Source organism: Novosphingobium tardum, from assembly GCF_042652045.1.
GTDB classification, from domain to species: domain Bacteria; phylum Pseudomonadota; class Alphaproteobacteria; order Sphingomonadales; family Sphingomonadaceae; genus Novosphingobium; species Novosphingobium tardum.
In genome coordinates, this window is sequence record NZ_JBHSDR010000003.1 from 1,250,485 (window position 1) to 1,271,741 (window position 21,257).

20 protein-coding genes are annotated in these 21,257 nt (G+C 61.1%); 6 read left to right on the top strand and 14 right to left on the bottom strand.

Features of this window, described 5'->3' with window-relative positions:
* Positions 1 to 18 precede the first annotated feature (18 nt).
* The 3 genes from ACFO0A_RS06230 to ACFO0A_RS06240 are packed head-to-tail and all read left to right on the top strand — an operon-like array spanning position 19 to position 3,035.
* Entirely contained in the window at positions 19 to 1,317 is a 1,299-nt protein-coding gene (locus ACFO0A_RS06230; RefSeq protein ID WP_379538099.1) for a CitMHS family transporter, read from the top strand.
* Between the two features lie 13 nt (positions 1,318 to 1,330).
* Positions 1,331 to 2,746 (top strand): acyclic terpene utilization AtuA family protein, encoded by a 1,416-nt coding sequence (locus tag ACFO0A_RS06235; protein ID WP_379538100.1) that lies wholly within the window; start codon positions 1,331 to 1,333, stop codon positions 2,744 to 2,746.
* The gene (locus ACFO0A_RS06240) at positions 2,730 to 3,035 is read left to right on the top strand and encodes a DUF4387 domain-containing protein (protein WP_379538101.1); all 306 of its coding nucleotides are present in this window, start codon (positions 2,730 to 2,732) and stop codon (positions 3,033 to 3,035) included. The genes ACFO0A_RS06235 and ACFO0A_RS06240 overlap by 17 nt, the downstream gene beginning before the upstream one ends.
* Before the next feature lie 189 nt (positions 3,036 to 3,224).
* Here the strand turns inward: ACFO0A_RS06240 and ACFO0A_RS06245 are convergent, their stop codons facing one another.
* From ACFO0A_RS06245 to ACFO0A_RS06280, 8 genes are all read right to left on the bottom strand, one after another.
* Complete coding sequence (locus ACFO0A_RS06245; RefSeq protein ID WP_379538102.1) at positions 3,225 to 4,217, bottom strand: GlxA family transcriptional regulator; 993 nt, start codon at positions 4,215 to 4,217, stop codon at positions 3,225 to 3,227.
* Positions 4,218 to 4,256: 39 nt separating this feature from the next.
* Positions 4,257 to 5,663, bottom strand: coding sequence for a flavin monoamine oxidase family protein (locus tag ACFO0A_RS06250; RefSeq protein WP_379538103.1), 1,407 nt, complete (start codon positions 5,661 to 5,663; stop codon positions 4,257 to 4,259).
* A gap of 144 nt (positions 5,664 to 5,807) precedes the next feature.
* Complete coding sequence (locus ACFO0A_RS06255) at positions 5,808 to 6,308, bottom strand: PaaI family thioesterase (RefSeq protein ID WP_379538104.1); 501 nt, start codon at positions 6,306 to 6,308, stop codon at positions 5,808 to 5,810.
* The gene (locus tag ACFO0A_RS06260; protein WP_379538105.1) at positions 6,305 to 7,732 is read right to left on the bottom strand and encodes an amidase; all 1,428 of its coding nucleotides are present in this window, start codon (positions 7,730 to 7,732) and stop codon (positions 6,305 to 6,307) included. Before ACFO0A_RS06260 ends, ACFO0A_RS06255 begins: the two co-directional genes overlap by 4 nt.
* Positions 7,729 to 8,064 (bottom strand): nitrile hydratase accessory protein, encoded by a 336-nt coding sequence (locus ACFO0A_RS06265; RefSeq protein ID WP_379538106.1) that lies wholly within the window; start codon positions 8,062 to 8,064, stop codon positions 7,729 to 7,731. Before ACFO0A_RS06265 ends, ACFO0A_RS06260 begins: the two co-directional genes overlap by 4 nt.
* Positions 8,061 to 8,708 (bottom strand): nitrile hydratase subunit beta, encoded by a 648-nt coding sequence (gene nthB / locus ACFO0A_RS06270; RefSeq protein WP_379538107.1) that lies wholly within the window; start codon positions 8,706 to 8,708, stop codon positions 8,061 to 8,063. Before nthB ends, ACFO0A_RS06265 begins: the two co-directional genes overlap by 4 nt.
* Positions 8,705 to 9,358 (bottom strand): nitrile hydratase subunit alpha, encoded by a 654-nt coding sequence (nthA, locus tag ACFO0A_RS06275; protein ID WP_379538108.1) that lies wholly within the window; start codon positions 9,356 to 9,358, stop codon positions 8,705 to 8,707. Before nthA ends, nthB begins: the two co-directional genes overlap by 4 nt.
* A gap of 26 nt (positions 9,359 to 9,384) precedes the next feature.
* A complete protein-coding gene (locus tag ACFO0A_RS06280) occupies positions 9,385 to 11,607 on the bottom strand; it encodes a TonB-dependent receptor (RefSeq protein WP_379538109.1) in 2,223 nt (740 codons plus the stop codon).
* 233 nt (positions 11,608 to 11,840) lie between these two features.
* On the opposite strand from ACFO0A_RS06280, the gene ACFO0A_RS06285 reads away from it, so the two are divergent.
* Both ACFO0A_RS06285 and ACFO0A_RS06290 read left to right on the top strand, forming a co-directional pair.
* Positions 11,841 to 12,662 carry an MBL fold metallo-hydrolase gene (locus ACFO0A_RS06285; RefSeq protein ID WP_379538110.1) on the top strand — a complete coding sequence of 274 codons (822 nt, stop codon included), beginning with the start codon at positions 11,841 to 11,843 and terminating at the stop codon, positions 12,660 to 12,662.
* Positions 12,663 to 12,685: 23 nt separating this feature from the next.
* Positions 12,686 to 13,096, top strand: coding sequence for an ester cyclase (locus ACFO0A_RS06290; protein WP_379538111.1), 411 nt, complete (start codon positions 12,686 to 12,688; stop codon positions 13,094 to 13,096).
* A 52-nt stretch (positions 13,097 to 13,148) separates the two neighbouring features.
* Here ACFO0A_RS06290 and ACFO0A_RS06295 read toward each other — a convergent pair whose 3' ends face one another.
* The 6 genes from ACFO0A_RS06295 to ACFO0A_RS06320 form a co-directional block, all read right to left on the bottom strand.
* Positions 13,149 to 14,297: a hypothetical protein gene (locus ACFO0A_RS06295; RefSeq protein WP_379538112.1), complete on the bottom strand. Its 1,149-nt coding sequence runs from the start codon at positions 14,295 to 14,297 to the stop codon at positions 13,149 to 13,151.
* On the bottom strand, positions 14,294 to 15,184 hold the full coding sequence (locus ACFO0A_RS06300; RefSeq protein ID WP_379538113.1) for a DMT family transporter: 891 nt from the start codon (positions 15,182 to 15,184) through the stop codon (positions 14,294 to 14,296). Before ACFO0A_RS06300 ends, ACFO0A_RS06295 begins: the two co-directional genes overlap by 4 nt.
* Entirely contained in the window at positions 15,181 to 16,743 is a 1,563-nt protein-coding gene (locus ACFO0A_RS06305) for a flavin-containing monooxygenase (protein WP_379538114.1), read from the bottom strand. Before ACFO0A_RS06305 ends, ACFO0A_RS06300 begins: the two co-directional genes overlap by 4 nt.
* Positions 16,743 to 17,510 (bottom strand): TetR/AcrR family transcriptional regulator, encoded by a 768-nt coding sequence (locus tag ACFO0A_RS06310; protein ID WP_379538115.1) that lies wholly within the window; start codon positions 17,508 to 17,510, stop codon positions 16,743 to 16,745. The genes ACFO0A_RS06305 and ACFO0A_RS06310 overlap by 1 nt, the downstream gene beginning before the upstream one ends.
* A gap of 158 nt (positions 17,511 to 17,668) precedes the next feature.
* Positions 17,669 to 19,114, bottom strand: a complete 1,446-nt coding sequence (locus ACFO0A_RS06315; protein ID WP_379538116.1) for an aldehyde dehydrogenase family protein — start codon at positions 19,112 to 19,114, stop codon at positions 17,669 to 17,671.
* A gap of 60 nt (positions 19,115 to 19,174) precedes the next feature.
* Positions 19,175 to 20,521: an LLM class flavin-dependent oxidoreductase gene (locus ACFO0A_RS06320; protein ID WP_379538117.1), complete on the bottom strand. Its 1,347-nt coding sequence runs from the start codon at positions 20,519 to 20,521 to the stop codon at positions 19,175 to 19,177.
* A gap of 129 nt (positions 20,522 to 20,650) precedes the next feature.
* On the opposite strand from ACFO0A_RS06320, the gene ACFO0A_RS06325 reads away from it, so the two are divergent.
* The gene (locus tag ACFO0A_RS06325) at positions 20,651 to 21,250 is read left to right on the top strand and encodes an NADPH-dependent FMN reductase (protein WP_379538118.1); all 600 of its coding nucleotides are present in this window, start codon (positions 20,651 to 20,653) and stop codon (positions 21,248 to 21,250) included.
* The last annotated feature ends 7 nt before the right edge of the window (positions 21,251 to 21,257 follow it).

Below are 21,257 nucleotides of genomic sequence, written 5' to 3' on the forward strand. Positions count from 1 at the left end.
CCGTCTGGAGCTGAACCAATGTTGATGTGGCTCGGCTTCTTCATGATCGCGGTCTTCATGGCCGCGATCATGACCCAGCGCCTTTCGGCATTGGTCGCTCTCATTCTCGTCCCGGTAATATTCGCTGTCGCACTGGGTTTTGGTCCCCAGCTCGGCGCGATGGTGGGGGAGGGTCTTCTGCAGGTGGCGCCGACTGCTGCGCTCATCCTGTTCGCGGTTCTTTTCTTCTCCATCATGATGGACGGGGGGTTGTTCGAGCCGCTCGTGCGCCGGATTGTTGGGTTGGTCGGAGACGATCCAGTCCGCGTCGTGATCGGATCTGCAGTCATGGCGGCGATTGTTTCGCTGGACGGTGACGGCGCAACAACTGTGCTCATTGTCATCGGCGCATTCCTCCCGGTTTATCGGCGTCTGCGAATGAATCCGATGGTGCTGGGTGTCGTGCTTGGGTCCGCCAACACGGTCATGAACATCATGCCATGGGGCGGGCCGACCGCTCGTGCGGCCGCGGCGACCAAAGCGGACATCGACGCAGTCTTCTTGCCGTTGGTCCCGACAATCGCCGCGGGAATACTAGGCACCGTCGCGATCGCCTGGTGGTTGGGTCGTTCGGAGCGAGCTCGCCTCGCGCGAGGAGATGACAGCCATCGGTGGAGCGATGGCCCGACTGGCATCGCAGAAATCCTCGAATTGCCTGTTGCAGGCTCACGGCTGAGGTTTTGGGCGAACCTCGCCCTGACACTCATCGTCCTCGCAATGGCAGTCTTTCATATCGCACCGCTGCAATTGGTATTCATGGCTGCGCTTGCCGTGGGACTTCTGATTAATTTTCCAAAGCCGGCCGATCAGCGAAAGCGGCTCGCTGAACATGCTGAGAACGCGCTACCGATCGTGCTCCTGATCTTCGCTGCCGGGGTATTCACCGGGGTGCTCAACGGGACCGGCATGGTCCAGTCGATGGCCAATGGTCTCACCCGGCTGATCCCGGACGGTGCAGAAGGATTGATGGGGCCATTGACCGGCGTGCTAGCCGTCCCGCTGACCTTTGTCCTTTCCAACGACGCGTACTATTTCGGCGTCCTGCCGGTCCTCGCGCAAACCGCAGTTGCGAACGGCGTTTCGCCACTCGAGATCGCGCGCGCTTCGTTGCTAGCCCAACCTACTCACGCACTAAGTCCCCTGGTGCCGGCGCTGTACCTCGCCACTGGGCTGCTCGGCGTGGAGGTCGGCGCGTACCAGCGCTTCGCGCTGAAGTGGGCCCTGCTGCTTGTCGCTCTCCTTGTCGCCACCGCCACCCTTACCGGTGCGATCATCTGATTTGAGGAATGAAATGACCCAACCCAATGTTTCCGAGGCGGTTGTCGTGCTAGTGCCAAGCGGTGCGCTGGGGGCCGGAGTGATCGAGGAGGAGCTCGCGTACGGTATCGCGCAAGGGGCGCAGGTCATCGCGTCCGATGCCGGGTCTACCGACAGCGGCGCGGCCTACCTGGCCCTCGGGAAAGCGAAGTACAATCGCGGGGCGGTAAGGCGCGATCTCAAGCTTATCGTGGAAGCGGCCTGGCCCAAGCGGCTGCCGGTCCTGATCGGAACCAGCGGTCAGGCGGGCGGCGACGAAAACCTCGCATGGACGCGGGATATCCTGCTAGAGATCGTCGAGGAACTTGGCATCTCCCCCCGGATCGCACTCCTTCATTCCGAGCTCGGCAAAGACAAGCTCAAGACCTTGAACAAGGCAGGCCGGGTCCGACCTCTGCCCCCGCTGGGTCCTCTCGAGGAAACGACGATCGACGCTTGCGACCACATCGTCGCCGCCTTGGGCGTCGAGCCGTTTATCGATGCGCTGAGTGGGGGCGCCGATATCATTCTGGCCGGGCGAACAACTGACACGGCCGTGCTGGCTTCGTTTCCGCTTTTCAAAGGGGCGGGAGCAGGCGCGGCCTGGCATGCCGGCAAGGTCGGTGAATGCGGCGCGGTCTGCACAATCCGGGAAGACCCGGGGGCAGGCGTACTGCTCCGCGTCGGGCAGGACAGTTTCACCATCGAACCGCTTAGCAAGACCAATCGCTGCACCACGCGCAGCGTGTCGGCGCATATGCTCTACGAAAATGGGAACCCGTTTCACCTCGTCGAGCCGGGCGGCATCCTCGATGTGACGGAGGCTCGCTACGACCAGATCGACGATAGGTCCGTCCACGTCTCGGGTTCGATCTGGAGGGAGCAGCCTTACACTCTGAAGCTCGAGGGGGCAGCCGCGCGGCAATACCAGACGATCATGCTGGTCGGCATCCAGGACCCCATCGTTCTTGCCGATCTACCGACCTTTGAGACACGCATGCAGGCGATGCTCACCGAGCGTGTCCATAAGACGATGGGCAATGAAGTAGGGGATTTCGATATCTCTTTGCGGATCTATGGCTGGAATGCGGTGTCGGGCGAAGACGTGCCGCGAGACGCTCCGCCGCCGCGCGAGGTCGGCGTTTTGTTCGTCGCAACCGCAGAAACTCAAGACACTGCCACCCAGATTGCGAAAGCCTGCAACCCTCTGTTTTTCCACATGTCCATGCCCGAGCATGAGGAAATGCCTAGCTACGCTTTTCCGTTCTCGCCCGCCTACATTCCGCGGGGGCCGGTCTACGAATTCCTGCTCAATCACGTGGTTGAGCTCGACGATCCCTCTGAACTTGTCCGCATCGAGTGGCTCAAGGTCGAGCATGCGAAGGAAGCTGTAAATGCCCAAAGTTCGTGATGTATGTGATGAAGTGCGTTCCAAGAACGCCGGGCCATTTTGGGTGACTATCGATTTATTTTTCAAAACCCCTGACGACTTTTCTCGCTATGCTAATTCAGCGGAATTGGACTCTTCGAAATTCGCGAAAATATTCGGCGTGAGCAAAGATCTCGTGAAGCATTTTCCTGTCGATTCACTAAATGTGTTGAAGGTCACCTATGCTAGGCCAAGGCCCCAGGGCGGTATGATCGAACGCGACATGCATGCCGGGCAGCAGTTCGTTAAACTCCTCGACCTTGATCTATGATCGAGGTCCCGGGCGGGCAAAGGACGAGCAGCTAAGCGTTCTTAACCTGCAAAAGCCGCCAGTCGGCGAACGGCCCAGAAGCGGCTGGGCTGTTGAGCGCCCAAAGACGGTCGCGAAGCTCGCGCTTTGCCCTACTCAATAGCTGACATTAGCAGTGTCATTCTAGCTCGCTGACGGGGATTGTTAGCCTCAGTTATTTGGGCGGGGGGAAGTGATGGGGGCCTGCGAAAATCGCTGACGATATTCGCCAGGGGAAAGACCCAGGATCCGTCTGAACACCTTTCGAAAGGCGCTTGGGTCGGAGTATCCCACGTCCCATGCAATTCGGTCGACCGCCGCAGAGGTATCTAGAAGCAATGCCTTGGCCCGCGCGACGCGAAGGCGTTGCCAATATTCGGTGGTCGTATAGCCCGTGGCCTTCTGGAAGCGGCGCAGGAAGGTCCTTTCCTCGAGCCCCGCGCGTTCCGCTAGTGCCGCCACGTCGACTTGCTTGCCGTCAGTTTCTTCGAACCAGCGTTGAACTCGCAAGATCGCTTCATCCCTGTGGTCCAGGCGCGGGGCAAAGCCGCTGTAGTAGCTCTGCTGCCGGCCAGGGGGGTCCAGAAGGAACGAGCGGGCAACCTGCATCATCACCTTATGGCCCACAAACCGGGAGATCAGGGTCAGGGCTAGGTCAGTCCAGCTCATCGGTCCGCCAGCGGTGATGATGTCGCCGTCGTCGACGATCAACCGGTCCGTGTCGATGCGCGCCATTGGGAAGGTCGCGCGGAAGCGGTCCTCGTAGGTCCAGTGCGTGGTAACGGGACGCCCTACGAAGACGCCGGCCTCGCCGAGGACGAAGGCGCCTGTGCAGACCGATGCCAAGACCATGCCGTCGCGGTGACGTGACGATAGCCACTCGGTCGTGACCGGGTCCGCCGTCTCGGGCGGGCCAAGAAGCGCGGGCGGCAGCACACACACGCTCGGCCCCTGCTCAGTTTCAGCAGAGCAAAAAACCCGTTCGACTGCGCCTGTCGTTTCCGATGCCTGCCAATGGCTGACAACAATCCGTCGCACGTTATTCGTATTGGCATGCGCGAACATGTTGGCCGTTAGCAACAGGTCGGTCAGCCCCAGCACCGCCGCCTGCTGCGCGCCGGGATAGAGGAGTATCCCGATTTCGTGAAACCGTGCATCACTCATGTGCCGCGTAGCTTAGGCGCCCGAGTGCGCAAATCGAGCTTAGAGTTGCTTCGATACGCCCAGGAGTTGAGCTACTTCGGTTGCCGCTCTCTCGCCTGCCTGCAGCGCACCCTCCACGTATCCCGGCCAGAAGGTTGCTGTCTCGGTGCCGGCCCAATGAATGCGGCCGACCGGCTCACGCAGAGCACGCCCGAAAGTCGTCCAGACACCCGGTGGCATCACCCCGGCATAGCACCCGCGCGAATACTCCTCGTTCATCCACGACAACTCGATGTAGTCGCGAACATCGCGCGCCGCTTGGCCGAAGCACCCAGCCACCGTTTCGACCGCTGCGCCGCGCCGTTCGCCTTCGCTCCGGTCGATCCAGCGGCGGGCCGCCGAACCTTCGGTAAACCCGACGAGGATGCCGCACGAGGCGTCCTCGGGCGAGTTATCGAACATCAACTGCGGCACGTCCTGGTCGGTCAAGGCAAAGCCCGACAGACCTTCGTCGCGCCAAAACGGTCGGTCGTAGATCAGCATCATCTTGATCGCGGTACCCATCGGCATCCGCTGCGTGAGCGCGTCGCGCAACGCGGGCATAGGCGGGGAGTGCTCGATCCGCCCCGCAATTGTCGGGGATGTTGCCACGATCACACGCTGCGCCCTGATCACCGCGTCCTTGCACTCAATGCTCACCCCCGAGGTGTCCTGCACGATGCGGCGCACGGGACGGCCGAGCAGAATACGGTCCCCCAATTCGCGCGCCAGTCCGAGGGAGAGTTCCTGCATGCCCGTGGTGAATCGACTGTCTTGGCCGCCGCCCCTAGTCTTTGTGAGCACATCGAAGCCCCCAGCAGCCCCGAAATAGAATGCGACGTGAAGCATGGAAAGTTCGCACGCATCCACCGAAAATACGGCCGGCGCGATCATCTTCATGCGAAGGCGGCCACCTACAGTCGTCAGTGTTCGGTCGGTCCACTCCGAGAAGGTCATCATGTCGAGTTCGCCAGCATCTGGATGCGTCCACGGCGCTTCCAGATCGATCGTGGCGGCGAGCTTTTCCAACGCGGTCTGGCCTTGCCAGAAATCATCGTGGACATCCGCAGCTTCGTTGATTTGGCCCTCAGCAAGCCGCTGGACCGCGTTATCGACTAGCAAGCTGTGGTGGCCGTCCTCGAATGTCTGGAAGGTATGAAGGCCCAGCTTCGCGGCCAGCGCGAGGACCCGCTCCTGAGTCGGCGCGACCCATTGCCCGCCGAGATCTATCGTTACCCCGTTTTCCAGGCGCTTGCTCAGAGTCCGTCCACCGACACGATCGCGCGCCTCGATCACCAGTACGTCGGCTCCAGCCTTCACGAGGTCCCGCGCCGCCGCCAGCCCTGAAGCGCCGGCGCCAACGACTGCGACGTCGCATGTGAGGATCTGCGACCCGTCGGTCGTGATAGTTGTCGTTCCCTCGTCCATCTTTCGCACCCTTCATGTCAGGTAATCTACCGCATCGTCGTGACGACGCGGACGGCAAAGCGGGTTTTGCGACCCCAACATCTCGAGCCCCATGACCATCCCCAGACGGTGCTGCGAACTGGTCCCTGGTCGCTGGCCATCAAGTCATGTGAGACCTTTCGAGTCGGGCTTCCGGGCCACTGTGTCGATGATCAACAGTGTGGAGGTCGCTGTGGCGCAGAGACGTCCGGCACCATCGTGCAACTCGGCCTCGGCAAAGCTGACACGGCGACCGCGCATAAGGACTCGGCCCGTTGCTCTCAGCACACCGCTCTCGTCGGTCAGCGCGCGCAAATACGAGATTTTGAGCTCGAGCGTGGTGAAAGACAGACCTGCTGTCAGCGTTGAGTGCACAGCGGTACCGCAGGCGCTGTCGAGAAGCGTCGCGACATACCCGCCATGCACGCTATTGAGCACGTTATAGGCTCCGCGAGTCGGCTCTCCTTCGAGTACTGTGCGACCCTCTTCGGCTTCTACGAGCGCGAAACCGAGTGTCTCCCCGATGGGAATTGCAGCCATACCTTCTGCGACCATTCGACGGACGCGACCAAGGCCGATCGGCACTGTGTCGGTTGGTTTGTGCAACTGCTTTCCCGGTACATTCACGCTCGTTCACCCGTCAGCATTGGATGTCTCAGATGCCAATGTGTACGCGCCTGGTAAGCGTGGGCGATCTTGATCAACATGGCTTCGGACATCCGTGGCCCAGCGATCTGCATGCTGAGCGGCATGCCGCTCGTGTCGACGCCGTTCGGCAGCGTCACGGTGGGTGAACCGGAAAAATCGAACGGCGCGGTGAAGCGGAGCAGCTCCCCAGTCCAAGCCATGTCCGGCACGCGTTGTGCGAGCTCCTCGAGCGTCGGGATCCGCATCGGCATCGTTGGGATCAGCATTGCGTCCACGTGATCAAACATGGCCTTTAGCGCCGAAGAGAACTCGTATCGCCGCTGAAAGCCGCGCGCGATTGTAATGGGCGATGTCTCGGCAGCTCCCTCCAGCAGGAAGCGGAGCGCGCGACCGAAATCGTCCGGGCGTTCCGCGAAGCGATCGTGATGGACGAGTGCCGCCTCTGCGCCGCACAGTTCCGTCCACGACGCTGCTAGATCAGCACTGGGTGGCACGGTCACGCCGACGAATTGCGCACCGAGATCCTGAAATACTTCAATCGCCGCTTCCAAGGCCGCCGCGACCTCCGGATCGGCGGTGGCGAACGCATAATCGCGATCAATGCCAATCCTGACGCCGTCGAGGTTGTCGACGCAGCTCGCGAGGTAATCTGGCACTGGCGCGGTAAGTGAAGTAGGATCCTCAGGGTCGAAACCGGCAATCACGCCTAGCATTGCTGCACAGTCTATTACCGATCGAGCCATGGGCCCGATGTGATCCAGAGTTTCAGCCAGGGCGAAGGTGCCGCGCCGGCTCACGCGTCCCCAGGTGGGCTTGATGCCGCTCAGGTTATTCGCGGCGCAAGGGAAGCGGATCGAACCACCGGTATCGCTGCCGATCGCTCCGAAACATAGGCCCGCTGCCGTCGCCACCCCGCTCCCGGACGACGAGACGCCTGTCCAGTAGTCCTGGTTCCAAGGGTTCACCGGCGCGGGAATGTCGGGATGATGAAGGCTGAACGCGCCTTCGGTCATCGCCAATTTGCCGAGGATTATCGCGCCGGCTTCCTCAAGCCTGTCCACCACTGCGGCGTTGCGCGGTGCCATAAAACCGGCGTACGCGACTGTTCCTGCAGCCGTGGGCGCGAACGTCGTGTTACACAGGTCCTTGACCGCAACCGGGACCCCATGGAGGGGCCCCCGGTAGAGACCCCGAGCCCGCTCGCGGTCGCACCGCTTGGCCTGTTCGATCGCCCGTTCGGCACATACATGGACGTAGCTCCGCGTATGTCGGTCCAGCAGGTCGATTCTATCGAGCATGAGCCCAGTAAGCTCGACCGAGCTGATTGCTCCTGACCGTAGTGCGCTCGCGGCATCGTCGATCCCAGCGAACGCTTTCACTGTATCGGCTTTTGCTCTGCTCATGCGATCGCGATCGGCTCTCGCCGCGCTACGAAGTCGTGAGGCGGGGGATTGTCGATGATGTTCTTAAGTCTGTCGGCGAGCTCTTCCCGAGTGATCAGGTTGCGGTCCGTGACCATGTGCTCAAGCGCTTCCAGCCAGACCTGATAGTATGGCACGTCTGCTTTCTCGGCGAGACACTTGGAAAAAGTTTCGACCCACTGCTTCCAGGTGAATAGACCGCTCTCGCTAAGTCGAACCGTGAGCGCGAAAACACTCGCTTCCCATGGGGCGGCGAAATGGAGGTCATCGGCAGCTGGGTGCTGCAACGGGATACGTGTTCGATCGTCTGTCATGACGGCTGCCCAGCCTTCTCGAGATATGGCTCCCACAATTCGAGTTGCACCGTGTCTCGCGGGTTACGAGCGTCCGGCCCCCACAGTGCTTCTGCAGTGAACGACACGCTGTACATATGGCGCGGGTCGGGCCCGAGGCCGTGCGCATGGCTGTCGGGAAACACAAAGGCTCCCCGGTGCGCGACGATGCACCCGACCTGGCCGCGCACGTACCACGGCAGGCGGGTGTGGCCTGCGGGGTGTATGTTACGGGCGCGGATCTGGGCGCCCACGGCAAACGCGGGAGCGGCATCCAACTCCATGCGCGCGGGCGATCCGCCAAACACCATCGCCTCGACAAGATGAGATGGAAAGCAGGTGACCGGTGAAGTGGCGATTGCCTCGTCCAGCAGGCCGGCAGTGCGGCACCCGTCTTCCACCGCAACCAACCAATGCTCGAAATACGACGTTGCCAGATAGTCAGCCGCCGGCATGCGCTCGATCGCGTGCCGGAACTGATCGATGTTCATGTATCCGCCGCCCGCCATCGCGATGTGCATGGCGAAGACGCGCCGTTCCCAATCTTCATGGAAGACCGGCTCCGCGGGCTCAAACGATATGGGCCCCATTCCATCGCGCCCGCCGAGATCGTGCACGCCGTTCATGATTGCGCTTCCGCGGGTGATTTGGGCAGGCCCACCCCTATCATGGAATTGCGGGTGACCAGTTCGGCCAGCTGATCTTCGCTCAATCCCTCGGTGCCTTCAGGCCGGCGGGGCAGGACGAGATAACGCAACTCTGCATTACTGTCCCAAACGCGCACTTCGGTTTCAGCGGGAATCGAGACGCCGAACTCCTCAAGAACGCCCCGGGGATCCTTGACCGCACGCGACCGGTACGGCGGGGACTTGTACCAAGACGGCGGCAACCCAAGCGTAGGCCAAGGATAGCAGGAACATAGCGTGCACACGACCATGTTGTGGACGTCCGCAGTGTTCTCAACGACTATGGTTTCCTCGCCTTGCATTCCCGTAAACCCGAGTTCCGCGAGCGCCGCGGGTGAATTGGCAAGCAGTCGTGCGCGATAGTCGGGGTCCGCCCACGCTTTAGCGACCACTTTCGCACCGTTACGGGGGCCGATGCGGTTCTCGTAGAGGTCGATCAGCTTCTCCATGGCTGCCGGATCGAGAAGTCCCTTTTCCACGAGGAGCTGCTCAATGGCTTTTACCCGCAGCGTCACATCCTCAGCGGATCCATGGTCATGCCCATGCTCATGTCTGTGCTCGTGCTCATGATCGTGGGTATGGCCTGGCATCGCGGTACCTCGTCCGTTCAATGGGGCTAGAACTTGCGACCCACGGTTATGCCGTATGTCCGGGGATTCCCAAGATGGTTGTAATCGAAGCCGTACGAGCCGAGCAGATCGAGACGAGATGTGAAGTAGGTCTTGTTCGTTAGGTTCCTGCCCCAGACCGATGCAGTCCACAGTCCGTCAGCCGTCTCGTAATCCATCCGCCCGCCAAGCAGGGCATAGCTGCCCTGCTCGAGCCGCGGCACGTTCAGGACTTCGAAGAACTGGCTCGACTGATAAGAGATGTCGGGATGGACTGAGAATTTGCCGGCAGCCGAATCCGAAAGGATCAGGTCGACGCCCGCATTGAATGTCAATCGCGGCGCGTTGGACAGGCGATTCCCGGCCACGTTCACCCCGCTGACTAGGCCTTCCTTGATCTTCGTCGATAGTAGCCCAAGCCCAGCCCGGAACGACAGCGCATCGCTGGCGAATACACCCAACTCGAACTCGGCGCCGTAGATGCGAGACTTGGCGATGTTCAACAGGGACTGGAAGCCCGTGACGGGATCAATGTTGATGAACTGCTGGTTGCGGTAGTCATAGTAGAAGGCGGCGGAATTGAAGGTCACCCTGCGATCAGCCAGTCTCGTTTTGAGCCCGATCTCGTACGCGGTGACTTTTTCGGCCTTTGCGATTGTCGCTTCGTCAAGTGAGAATAGCGCTTGCGCGTTGAAACTTGGCGCGCGGTACCCACGACTGATGCTGGCGTAGGCCAGGTTGCCATTATCAAACTTGTAGTCTGCTCCGATTTTGCCCGACAGATTATCCTTCTTGAACGAACGGGTGGTATCCGGGATGAGCTCGTAGACAAGCTCGTCTTGCGCCGAGTAGGCCCCGGCAACGAGCCCGGTCTGTTTGCCAGTATCGTGGGTGTAGCGCAAACCGCCGCGAAGCGCGAAGTTGTCGGTCATCCGGTAGGTGAAGTCGCTGTAGAGCGCGACGCTCTTCTTCGACTGATCGAAGCGGTTTCGGAGCTGACAGGCCGCCGGGATGCCCAACGCGCAATCTTCCGCATCAACATCGCCATCCTCGTCCACGTCGAACAGTAAAGCGGATTCGATATTGTTGGAGTTGAACACGTCCTCCTTGGCAAAATAGGCGCCGAGGATGAAGTCGAACGGTCCGCTGGTCGAACTGGTCAGACGCAGGTCCTGGGTGAATTGCTTCGCACGATCGCCGTAGCTGATTTCGAGCAGGTCGATCGGCTGGCCGTCCGTGTCTTCCTTGAAAAACAGGCTGCCTTCATCGTACGAAGTGATGGAGGTAAGTGTCAGGGCATCGCTGACGTCGATGTCGGCGTTAAGTGCAACGGCGTATGTCCGCGCACGGCGACGATCGGACACATCAGACTCGATCTCGCGCGTCTTGAGGCCTGGCCGAAGGGTGGCCTCGGGCTGAGCATAGATACCATAGTTGTGGGGGTTCTGGTAGCTCGTCGAAGCCCGAAGAACGAAGCGGAGGGAATCGGTCGGTTCAAACCGTACGGTCCCACGAAGTCCGTACTCCCGAGTCTCGTTTAAGTCCGCGAATCCGGGCAGAACATTGTCGAACCAGCCGTCCGCTCGCGTGAAGGTACCTGCCAGCCGCAGTGCCGCGCGATCGCCCAACGGAACGTTCACCGCCCCGTTGAGGTCGATCCTGTCATAATTGCCATAGCCGGCGTTGACGTAGCCGTTGAACTCGCCGAGCTGGGCAGTCCGCGCGATGAGATTGACCGCCCCGCCGGTAGTATTTTTCCCGTACAGCGTGCCTTGCGGTCCGCGGAGAACCTCGATGCGGTCGAGGTCATACATCGCGACGCCCAGGAAGGCGAAATTCCCTTTGTAGACCTCGTCGTAATAGGTCGCGACCGGGCTCGACTGGTTAAGGCTGTAGTCCGACATGGACACGCCGCGCAGCGCGAAGATGGGCGCGTTGTCCCCTACGGTCGCACTTAGCTGCAGGTTCGCAACCTTGGTCACGAGCGCATCGACGGTTGTGATCCTCGACTTCGCCAGTTCGTCTCCGCCGATGGCGGTCACCGAAATCGGCACCGCCTGAAGGCTCTCCGAGCGCTTTGTCGCAGTGACGACTATCTCTCCCGGCGCGGCTTGCTCGCTCAATGCCAAATCGTTCGCGGGGTCTGACTGCGCAAACGCAGGCAGTGGAGCGAACGCGGCGATCAGCACGAGCGACGTCGATAGGCGCAGGCTGATTTTCGAAGATTTCATTTATCCCTCCCACCGCGATTCACCAACCGCGCATCAAGGATGTTGGACGAGTGTCCGAGTTTAGTCAACTGTGCAAGGTTTGGCGCATTCTTCAAGCGGGCGATGTCGGAATCGAACCGCCGAATGTCGGCTACGCCACTGCCGAGGCGGCGCGCTTGGTCCTAGTTGTGGGATGAAGTTGGGAAGGCATGACGCCGATCCCGACCCAATCTCACTGAAGTGGAGCGGTCGACATGAAGATAAGACAGATCCGCAATGCGACGTTGCTCATTGAGTACGGCGGCGTGAAATTCCTGGTGGACCCCATGCTGTCTGCCAAAAGCGCATGGCCGGCCTTTGCGGGCACCGCGAATGATCATCTGCGCAATCCGACCGTCGATCTGGTCGTACCAATGGAGGATATCCTCGCCGTCGATGCCGTGATCGTCACGCACACTCATACCGACCACTGGGACAAGGCAGCGGCGGAAAATATCCCGGCGGACACGCCCATCTATGTCCAGCATTTCGGCGACAAGGCGCTGGTGTCGAACGGCGGCTACATCGAGCTCGAAGGCCAGCCGCATCTTGCGATGATCGAGGGCAAGACCTTCACCAACGTGAAGGTGTTGACGGGCAATCCCGAGGTTCAGGGTGTCAAGCTGCGCAAGGTGCCCGGACAACACGGGTCCGATGTGGCGATCGAGCACGCTTACGACGCGCTCCAGGAGGTCTGCGGGGTGGTGTTCAGCCATCCCGGCGAGAAGACTCTCTATTTGGCCGGCGACACGGTATGGAACGAGTACGTCGAGGCCAACATCGCGAAGTACGCGCCTGAGGTGATAATCCTCAATGCTGGTGATGCGCAGATTCCCGGTCTGGGTGCCATCATCATGGACGCGAACGATGTCCTCAAGGTGTGCGAGGCCGCGCCTGAAGCCACCATCGTCGCCAGTCATTTCGAAGCCGTGAACCACGGCGTCGCTACGCGGGACGAGCTACGTCAGCTGATTGGTCTGCACAGTTTGGAAGATCGTGTTCTCGTTCCTGAAGATGGCGAGACCGTCACCCCTTAAACTATCTACGCAAAGGAATTGCCGTGACCCTCGAAACCAACAAGCAGCTCGTTCGCGACTTCTACCAGGCGATCGACGAAAAGCGCTTTGACGACCTTGGGCAATACGTGTCTGACGACTTCGTGTTCTACACTCAGGTCGATACACCCAAGCCGGGGTTGTCGGGCTTCATCGACTCTGAGAAGGCCAGCTTCGACGCTTTCGAAGAGGTCAGTTTCAAGCTTAACGAAATAGTCGCCGAGGGCGATAAGGTCGGCGCCTATCTGATCTTCGAAGGCCGCAACCAGCTTCACGGGACAGGCGTCATCAAACCGAGCGGCAAGAACTTGCGCCTGTCGCTGTTCTGCCTGCTGACTATCCGAGACGGAAAGATCACTGAAAAGCGGGCGCATTTCGATGTCGCGGATGCCCAGGCACAACTAGCCACCAACTGAACTGTCGGAAGCGCATTGGAAGAGCTGGTCGGCAGGCAGTTTGTGCCACCGATCAGCTTCCGCCGGGAACCACCTGCCGGGGCCGCGATAAATAGGCTGCCGTCACCGCAATGATGCTGACGACTGTCCCTATGCCACACGTCAGCATCACGCCGTCAAGGCCGATATCCGAGACCATCAGGCCGACGAGGGTCGGCAAGGATGCGGCACCAAGCAGCTGCGCTGTTGAAAGGTAGGGCAGACTCCGCCGGGTTGTATCTACGTCCCGCACAAACCCTGCCAGTGTAGGAGTCGCCACCATCCACGCCACGCCGAACGCGACCACCAGTAGCCATCCGGCCGGCCCCGTGCCTCCGAACACGACGAACCCACCGACCGTGGCGAGCAGCACAACGGCGGCCACGACGACCTGCGAGGTGCTGTGAGCGCGATGGCCGAGTGCTGCAGCGATCAGAGCGCCCGCCATTTGTCCGACCATCGAAGCGGTCAAGGCAGGCGCGATCGAGTCCGCAGGAACGCCGCGGCTTTGCAACCACAGGCCTAGATAGGCCCACAAGCCTACTGCCGATCCCTGGAACAGGCCTGCCGCTACGAGCGAGAAAAGACCGGATGCAGGCATCCGCGTGCCGTTAGTCAACGCTTCCTGAAGTGGATAATCCGCTTCGCCCCCCTTCGGCAGGAGGGGGAGGAGCAGGAACATGGCCAGTGCCAATCCAGCCAGAATGCGCTCGATTTGGATCGAGCCGGCAAAATGAGTACCAATCGAAAACCATTGAAGGATGAAGAACTGTGTCAGGGACTGGAAGAAGAGAAAGGCGCCCGAAGCCGCGTTGACGTTGTGGCGGGTCGCAATCGATTGCGCCGCTAACGCGACAAGCAATCCACCGCCGACCCCCGCCATGCCTCGAGCGAAGTAAAGCGAGAAGCTTTCGGGCAGCAAGTTTCCTGCGAACATCAATGTGATGCCGAGGGCCACGACCTGCCAGACTGGGACGCGCTTTATCAGCGTGATGCCGAGACCGCTGCTGAGCGCTATCGCCGCGATCTCCACGGCAGCGAGCAACCCTAGACCGCCCTCAGTGACCCGGCCTTCGTTGACGTATGCACCATACAGGAGCGGCTGGACCCCAAACACGACCAGGCCGATCGAACCGATCGCCAATGCGACCATGAGCTGGCGGTTGATCCAGGAAAGATTCATTGATCGGGCTCGCTGAGGGCATGAGAAATCCGGCCGCGGCTGGCGATGACTACGGCCACTCCGCCGAGAACGGCGCACGAGGTGAGTATGAGGCGCGTAGTCAGCGTTTCGCCAAGTACGACAGTGCCCGCGAGAGCCGTGATCACCGGGACGCTGAGTTGCACGGACGCGCCTTGCGCCGAGGACAGCCCAGCCAGGGCAGCGTACCAAACCGCGTAGCCAACCCCGGACGCCAGCGCTCCGGATAGAATCGCGCTCACCAAGCCGGAGGCTTCGGCGTGTTCGACGCCTGCAATCATCGGCAAGAAGAGAAGCAGGGCCGCCGGGGCCGCGCGAATGAAATTGCCGCAGGTCGAAGCAAGCGGGTCAGCCACGCCGCGCCCTAGCAGAGAATACGCGCCCCAGGCACTTCCGGCCAATAGCATGAGTAACGCCCCCACCGTGCTGGGTGCCGAAACGCCGGGCGCCAGAAGCACAGCGAGCCCCACGATCGCGATCACAAATCCCAGGGACTGGATCGCGGTAAAACGTTCTCCTCGCCACAGACCCACCCCGATCATGGTGATTTGCACGGCGCCGAAAAGCAGCAACGCGCCCGTGCCGGCTGAAAGCGAGACATATGCATAGGAGAAAGCCGCGGCGTACACGAACAGCGCAGCTGCTCCGCCCCAGGACCCCGCCAGCCGGTCGGCTCGTCTCGCCGAGCGCAGAATGGCGTATAGTACGACGGCGCCGGAAAGGAGCCGGACAGCGGTGAACGCACCCGGGTCGATCAAATCGGCCGCGAGCGCGAAGCGGCAGAGGAGCGAATTTGCAGCGAACGCGATCATCGCAGCCGCCGTGAGAGCGATGACGGGCATACCTCGCGCTGTGGTCACTTCGCTCACGCGGCGCCGGTCTCGATAGCGGGGCGCGTCCGAGACCCTGACATTGGGCGCGCCGCCACCTTGGCGGAATCTACTTTCTGCCCGTCCAACCCCCGCAACACGAAGGTTTCGGCGGTAAAGTCGATGGCCGGAAGTGAATCCTTCTCGTCCCAGTAATCCTGCGCTTCCCATTCCGGTGTCGGCCCGGTCATCGGAAGGGTGGATTTCCCCCTTCGCGCGTAGGACGCTGTAAAAGGAAGCACCTCGCCTTTCGAGGGTCGTCGACCCGTGCGCGACTGCGGTTCCCTGACCTCGATCGATTGGGCGCCCACGCGGTCGAGGGTAGCAAGCATGCGGCAAACGAAGTCCGCGATCAGTTCGCAGCGAAGGGTCCAGCTCGACAAGCGCAAGTAGCCGATCGAACGCGCCAGGTTCGGCACGCTCGTGAACATGATGCCGCGATAAGACACGGTATCTTCGAAGCGAAACGGCGTACCATTGAGACTGAAGTCAATGTCTCCGTCCATGCAGAGTTCGAAGCCGGTGGCGGTGACAATGATGTCGGCATCGAGGGCGTCCCCCGAAGTCAGTTGAATGCCGGACGGAGTGATTTTTTCGATCGTGTCGGTCACGACCGTGGCTTTGCCATCTCGGATGGCCTGGAACAGGTCCCCGTCAGGCGTGAGAGCCAATCTCTGCTGCCACGGATAGTACGCCGGCGTGAAATGCTTCTCAACCTCCGCCTTGGATAACCACGCGGGCAGCGCCGCGATTAGCTCCGCCTTGGCCCGTTCAGGGTGGCTCCGGATGTGATGGAAATAGGCGTCATGATCGTAAGTGATCTTGCGCCGGACGATATCGTGAACGATCGCGTCATCGACTTTGAGCTCTCTCAACGTTTCAGCCAAGGGATGCCGGTTGGGGGCGACGCTGAAGTAGGTCGGTGAGCGCTGCAGCATTGTCACGTGCGCCGCCTTGCGTGCCATCGCGGGCACGAGCGTGGCGGCCGTCGCGCCCGATCCGATGACGATTACGCGCTTGCCGCTGTAATCGAACCCTTCGGGCCAGTGCTGAGGATGTATGATGCGACCTTCGAACGAGGCAAGGACAGGCCAGTCGGGCGTGTAGCCGCGACTATGGCGATAGTAGCCCTGGCACATCCAAAGGAAGCTGCAGCTCGTTCTGAAAGCTGCCTCTTCGGGACCATGAACACCCTCGATGTGCCACAAGCTGGCAACGCTGTCCCAGTCAGCCCGCGTCACGCGGGTCTGGTAACGGAAGTGTTCTTCGAGCCCGTATTCCTCGATCGCCTCTCGCATGTAATCGAGAATTTCTGCCCCCGACGCGACGGGTGCCCCCGTCCAAGGCTTGAAGCGGAACCCGTACGTGAACAAATCGCTGTCCGACCGGACGCCGGGATAGCGGTGCGACCGCCACGTTCCGCCGTGGCCTTCGTATGCATCCAGTACCAGAAATGACTTATCGGGATGCTGGCTGCCCAAGGCGTGAGCCGCTGCAATGCCAGCCAGGCCGGCGCCAATTACGATAACGTCGACGCGGTCTTCGATGCTGGCCGTCATCAATTCCGGCCCTTCGCCGCTGCGCGCCGCCCGTCATCGCGGCCGGACGTGTCGTTGCTGGCAGAAATGGGTTCCCCCCGCAGATTGTCGGTGTGCGAACGCTCGATGAGCGCTGCGAATTCTTCGGGAGTGAGGCTGGTTGGCGGCTTCCACCCACTCGGCGTCCCTACCTCGGGGGCGCCATAGGCGGTCAGCTGCTCAGCGGTGATGTTCGCGACCGTTTCGACAAGTGCCCGGCTGGCAACTGCCTTGTATAATGACAGCTCGCTTGACCAAGGCTTGCCGTGGCCGATGAACATCGTCGAACCGGCCACCGAGGCGGAAATGAACACGGCTAGCGTTTCCCGCTCGCGCAGTCCCAACGCTGGGTTGATCTTCGCGATCAGGTTGTTGATCGATACGCGTTCGAGGACGTAAATGCTTTCCACCGTCCGGGCGGCGAACTCATCGTGGTTCGCGAGAACCCATAGATGAGGGAACAGCCGCGTCGTCTGCTTGGACTGCATGTCATCAAGCAGCAGCTCGATGATCGCCTGTAACTTGTCGCGTGGCGTGCGCGCCGCATCCCGCATGATCGCGAAGAAGGGTTTTGAGTAGTTCTCCAGGACCAAATTGATCGTGTCCTGGAAGAGGTCGCTGCGGCTCTTGTAGTAATAACTGATCGCCCCGACGTGCACATTGCAGCGGCGCGCTACTTCCCGGAGCGAGAGCGCGGCGTAGCCATCTTCGATCAGTATCTCCAGCGCCGCTTCGCGGATCTGGAGCAAGCGCTCCTTGCCGGTTTGATAGACGCCCGAACCCTTGCGCGAACGGGGCGCGGGGGAGTCTGGCGCATCTCCCCCGGCTGGCGCGTTTCTCGGCGCTTTGCGGATTTCGCCTGGCTTGGATGTTTCTCGCGTCATCGATTTCACTCCCCCGTGCCTGCTCAGGCGGGCTGTTCCGCGCGCGGTTGGGGAGCGTAGCCCATGATGGCCTTCGTCTCGAGAAACTCATGGAAGGCGAAGTCGCCCCATTCCCTTCCGTTGCCGCTCATCTTGTAGCCCCCGAACGGCGCCGAAATATCCGACGCGCCGTTGATCGAAACCTGGCCGGCACGCAGCCGCGAAGCCACCTCGCGCGCGGTGTCGAGGTCAACCCCGTTCACATAGGCTGCGAGGCCGTACTCGGTATCGTTCCCAATCGCGATCGCATCGTCGAGGGTCTTGTAACCAACGATCGCCAGCACCGGTCCGAAAATTTCCTCCTTCGCGATGGTCATGTCATTGGTGACGTCGGCAAAGATCGTCGGCTTGACGAAGTAGCCGGTTTCTAGCCCTTCAGGTCGGCCGACCCCGCCCGTGACAAGTTTCGCGCTCTCGTCGATCCCGCGTTGGATCAGCGCCTGTATCTTTTCGAACTGCACTTCGCTGACAACCGGCCCCATCTTGGCATTGCCTGTCGGATTGCCGACGGTGATCTGGTCCGCGGCTTCTTTGGCCGCGGCAGCAGCTTCTGCCATCCGCGCCATCGGGACGAGCATGCGGGTCGGAGCGTTGCAGGACTGGCCTGAATTGGTCATCACCACCCGGACCCCGCCCGAAACCGACTGACCAAACTGCTCGTCATCGAGCACAATGCTGGGGCTCTTGCCGCCGAGTTCCTGATGAACCCGCTTGACCGTGGGCGCGGCGTTTTTGGCCACCTCGATGCCTGCCCGAGTAGACCCCGTAAATGACACCATGTCGACGTCCGGATGGGCACTTAGCGCGGCGCCAACGCCAGGCCCATCGCCCTGCACGAGATTGAACACTCCCTTGGGGACCCCGGCGGCTTCCATGATCTCGGCAAAAATCTGTCCAGAGAACGGGGCAACCTCAGACGGCTTCAGCACCATCGTGCAACCTGTCGCGATGGCCGGGGCCACTTTGCAAGCGATCTGGTTGAGCGGCCAGTTCCAGGGCGTGATGAACGCGCAGACGCCGATTGGCTCCCTTACGATCAACGTAGGTCCGCGCGCCTCTTCGAATTTGAACGTCTCGAGGATCTTCGCGGCAGTCGCCAGATGGCCGAGACCAGCCGGAACGTGCGCGTTCTGCGCGAGCGATGCCGGTGCGCCCATTTCCTCAGTCACCGCCGTGGCGAGGTCACGGAAACGCTTCTGATATTCCGCAATTATGCGCGCTAGCACTTCGAGGCGATCCTGGCGGGAGGTCTGCGACCAGCTGGCGAACGCGCGGCGGGCCGCCGCAACCGCCTTGTCCACGTCTGCCTGCGACCCTAGCGCGATACGCCCAACTGTCTTCTCAGTCGCCGGGTTCTCGACGTCGAGGGTACCAGAGCTGGCGGGCTCAACCCATTCGCCATCTATGTAAAACTTCAGGTAGTCGCGCATCTGCCTCTCCTAATCTTGATATTCCCGGTCAGTTGCGGGTGACCGCACGGAAGACCAGAATCAGCCGCCCTTGCGATAGGCTGCCGCCGGATGACTCGCGTCAAGCCGCGGGCCGTGGCCGAACAATTTGTCCCGATAGGTCCCGTCCACATAGTCCCGCTTCACGAGGCCGCGACGCTGGAGCTCGGGCACCACATGCTCGACGATATCCTCGAAGGTCTCGGGCATCACGACGTAGGTGAAGTTGAACCCATCAAGGTCCGATTCCTCGGCCCACGCCGCCAGCTCGTCCGCGATTTGCTTTCCGTTGCCAACCAGCACTGGACCCCCGCCCCCAAGCGCTACCGAAAGGCCGATCGCCTCTACACCTTCGGCGCCGGTTGCGGCGCCGTCCGCAAACATGGCGGCGACAGACTGGATCGCATTGCTGCTCGACGGACCCGCCGCGAGTTTCTCCGGGTCGGAGAAGTCCATACCAGTCCATCCTGAAACCAACGCGAGTCCGCCCTTCACGCTTAAGTAAGTGCAATAGTCGTCGTACTTGGCCTTTGCGCCTTCGGCGGTCGCGTCGGCAATCACCGTTGCAAGAGCGAACACTTTGATGTCCGAAGGATCGCGGCCGACCTCCACCGCCAGCGCGCGCAATTTCTCGACGTCGGCTGCCATTTTCGAGCGGGATCGCCCCCCGACGAAGACGCATTCTGCATGCTTTGCCGCAAAGGCCATCCCCTTGGATGAGGTGCCCGCCTGGTAAAGAACCGGGGTGCGCTGCGGGGAAGGTTCGCAAATATGAATTCCGCTGACCTTGAAGTATTCGCCGTCATGCTCGACGCGGTGGACCTTCGCAGGATCGGTAAACACACCTGTCTCGCGGTCCCGTACCACAGCACCATCTTCCCAGCTTCCTTCCCAGAAGCCGTATTGGATGCTCATGAACTCCTCCGCGATGTCGTAGCGGATGTCGTGGGCCACCTGCTCTCCCTTACCGGCCCCCTTTGAGCCGCTGTCGAGATATCCGGTCACTATGTTCCAGCCGATGCGCCCGTCCGTCATATGGTCCAGTGTCGACATCCGGCGGGCAAACGGGAGCGGCGGCTCGTGCGAAAGGTTGCAAGTGACCGCGAAACTGAGGTGATCTGTTGCCTCCGCCATTGGCGGGATGATGAGAAGCGGGTCGTTGGTCGGGACCTGCACCGCCTCTTGGAGCGCAGTGTCCGGATTGCCTCCGAAGACGTCATAAACGCCGACCACATCGGCGAGAAACAGGCCGTCAAACTTACCCCTCTCGAGAAGTTTCGCGAGTTCGACCCAGTGCCGCGTGTGCGTGTACTCAGCCGAATGATCCCGAGGATGCCGCCACAGTCCGTGCGATTGATGGCCGACGCAATTCATCGCGAATGCGTTCAACCGAAGTTCCTTGGCCATGACCTCTCCTCTCTCAAACTCGGACAACCTGTTAAGGCAGCTCCGAACTTTAGTCAACTTGACTAATTTTGGTCACGTGTCCATGATTGATGCGTCGGAGCAGGAGATTTCATGCCAAGGATCGGGTCGGTAACGGGGCAAGAGCGGCCGCTAATCCTCGGCATAGGCGGGACTTCGCGTGCTGACTCGAGCACTGAGCGAGCGCTCAGCGAATCACTACGAGTGGTCCAACAGGCGGGCGCCAAAACCAGACTGCTCGGCGGGGATTTCCTGTCGACCCTCCCAATTTTCGATCCGGGCCCCGAGGGCCCTACGGCCGAACAAATGGAACTGGTTGCGGCAGTGGGAGAAGCCGACGGAGTTATCGTCGCGAGCCCTGGGTATCACGGCGCGATTTCCGGCGTGATGAAGAACGCGTTCGATACGCTTGAACTCGCGCGGGCGGGGGACCGGCCCTACCTTTCCGACTTGCCGGTGGGCATCATTATTACAGCTGGTGGCTGGCAGGCGGGAGGCACCGCGCTCGTGACCCTGCGCACGATCGTCCACGCGCTGCGCGGATGGCCGACTCCGTTCGGCGCAACGCTCAATTCGAGCGTTTCCCTATTCGATGAGGGGGGTCGCTGTTGCGCAGAGAAGGATGCCGCCCAGCTAGCGACCGTTGCCACGCAAGTACTGGATTTCGCCCGGATGAAAAGGAGGGCTGCATGAGAACGAC

Coding starts and splice junctions, on each gene's coding strand:
- ACFO0A_RS06230 (WP_379538099.1), top strand. CDS start 19: ATGTTGATGTGGCTCGGCTTCTTCATGATCGCGGTCTTCATGGCCGCG.
- ACFO0A_RS06235 (WP_379538100.1), top strand. CDS start 1,331: ATGACCCAACCCAATGTTTCCGAGGCGGTTGTCGTGCTAGTGCCAAGC.
- ACFO0A_RS06240 (WP_379538101.1), top strand. CDS start 2,730: ATGCCCAAAGTTCGTGATGTATGTGATGAAGTGCGTTCCAAGAACGCC.
- ACFO0A_RS06245 (WP_379538102.1), bottom strand. CDS start 4,217: ATGAGTGATGCACGGTTTCACGAAATCGGGATACTCCTCTATCCCGGC.
- ACFO0A_RS06250 (WP_379538103.1), bottom strand. CDS start 5,663: ATGGACGAGGGAACGACAACTATCACGACCGACGGGTCGCAGATCCTC.
- ACFO0A_RS06260 (WP_379538105.1), bottom strand. CDS start 7,732: ATGAGCAGAGCAAAAGCCGATACAGTGAAAGCGTTCGCTGGGATCGAC.
- ACFO0A_RS06265 (WP_379538106.1), bottom strand. CDS start 8,064: ATGACAGACGATCGAACACGTATCCCGTTGCAGCACCCAGCTGCCGAT.
- nthB (WP_379538107.1), bottom strand. CDS start 8,708: ATGAACGGCGTGCACGATCTCGGCGGGCGCGATGGAATGGGGCCCATA.
- nthA (WP_379538108.1), bottom strand. CDS start 9,358: ATGCCAGGCCATACCCACGATCATGAGCACGAGCACAGACATGAGCAT.
- ACFO0A_RS06280 (WP_379538109.1), bottom strand. CDS start 11,607: ATGAAATCTTCGAAAATCAGCCTGCGCCTATCGACGTCGCTCGTGCTG.
- ACFO0A_RS06285 (WP_379538110.1), top strand. CDS start 11,841: ATGAAGATAAGACAGATCCGCAATGCGACGTTGCTCATTGAGTACGGC.
- ACFO0A_RS06295 (WP_379538112.1), bottom strand. CDS start 14,297: ATGAATCTTTCCTGGATCAACCGCCAGCTCATGGTCGCATTGGCGATC.
- ACFO0A_RS06305 (WP_379538114.1), bottom strand. CDS start 16,743: ATGACGGCCAGCATCGAAGACCGCGTCGACGTTATCGTAATTGGCGCC.
- ACFO0A_RS06315 (WP_379538116.1), bottom strand. CDS start 19,114: ATGCGCGACTACCTGAAGTTTTACATAGATGGCGAATGGGTTGAGCCC.
- ACFO0A_RS06325 (WP_379538118.1), top strand. CDS start 20,651: ATGCCAAGGATCGGGTCGGTAACGGGGCAAGAGCGGCCGCTAATCCTC.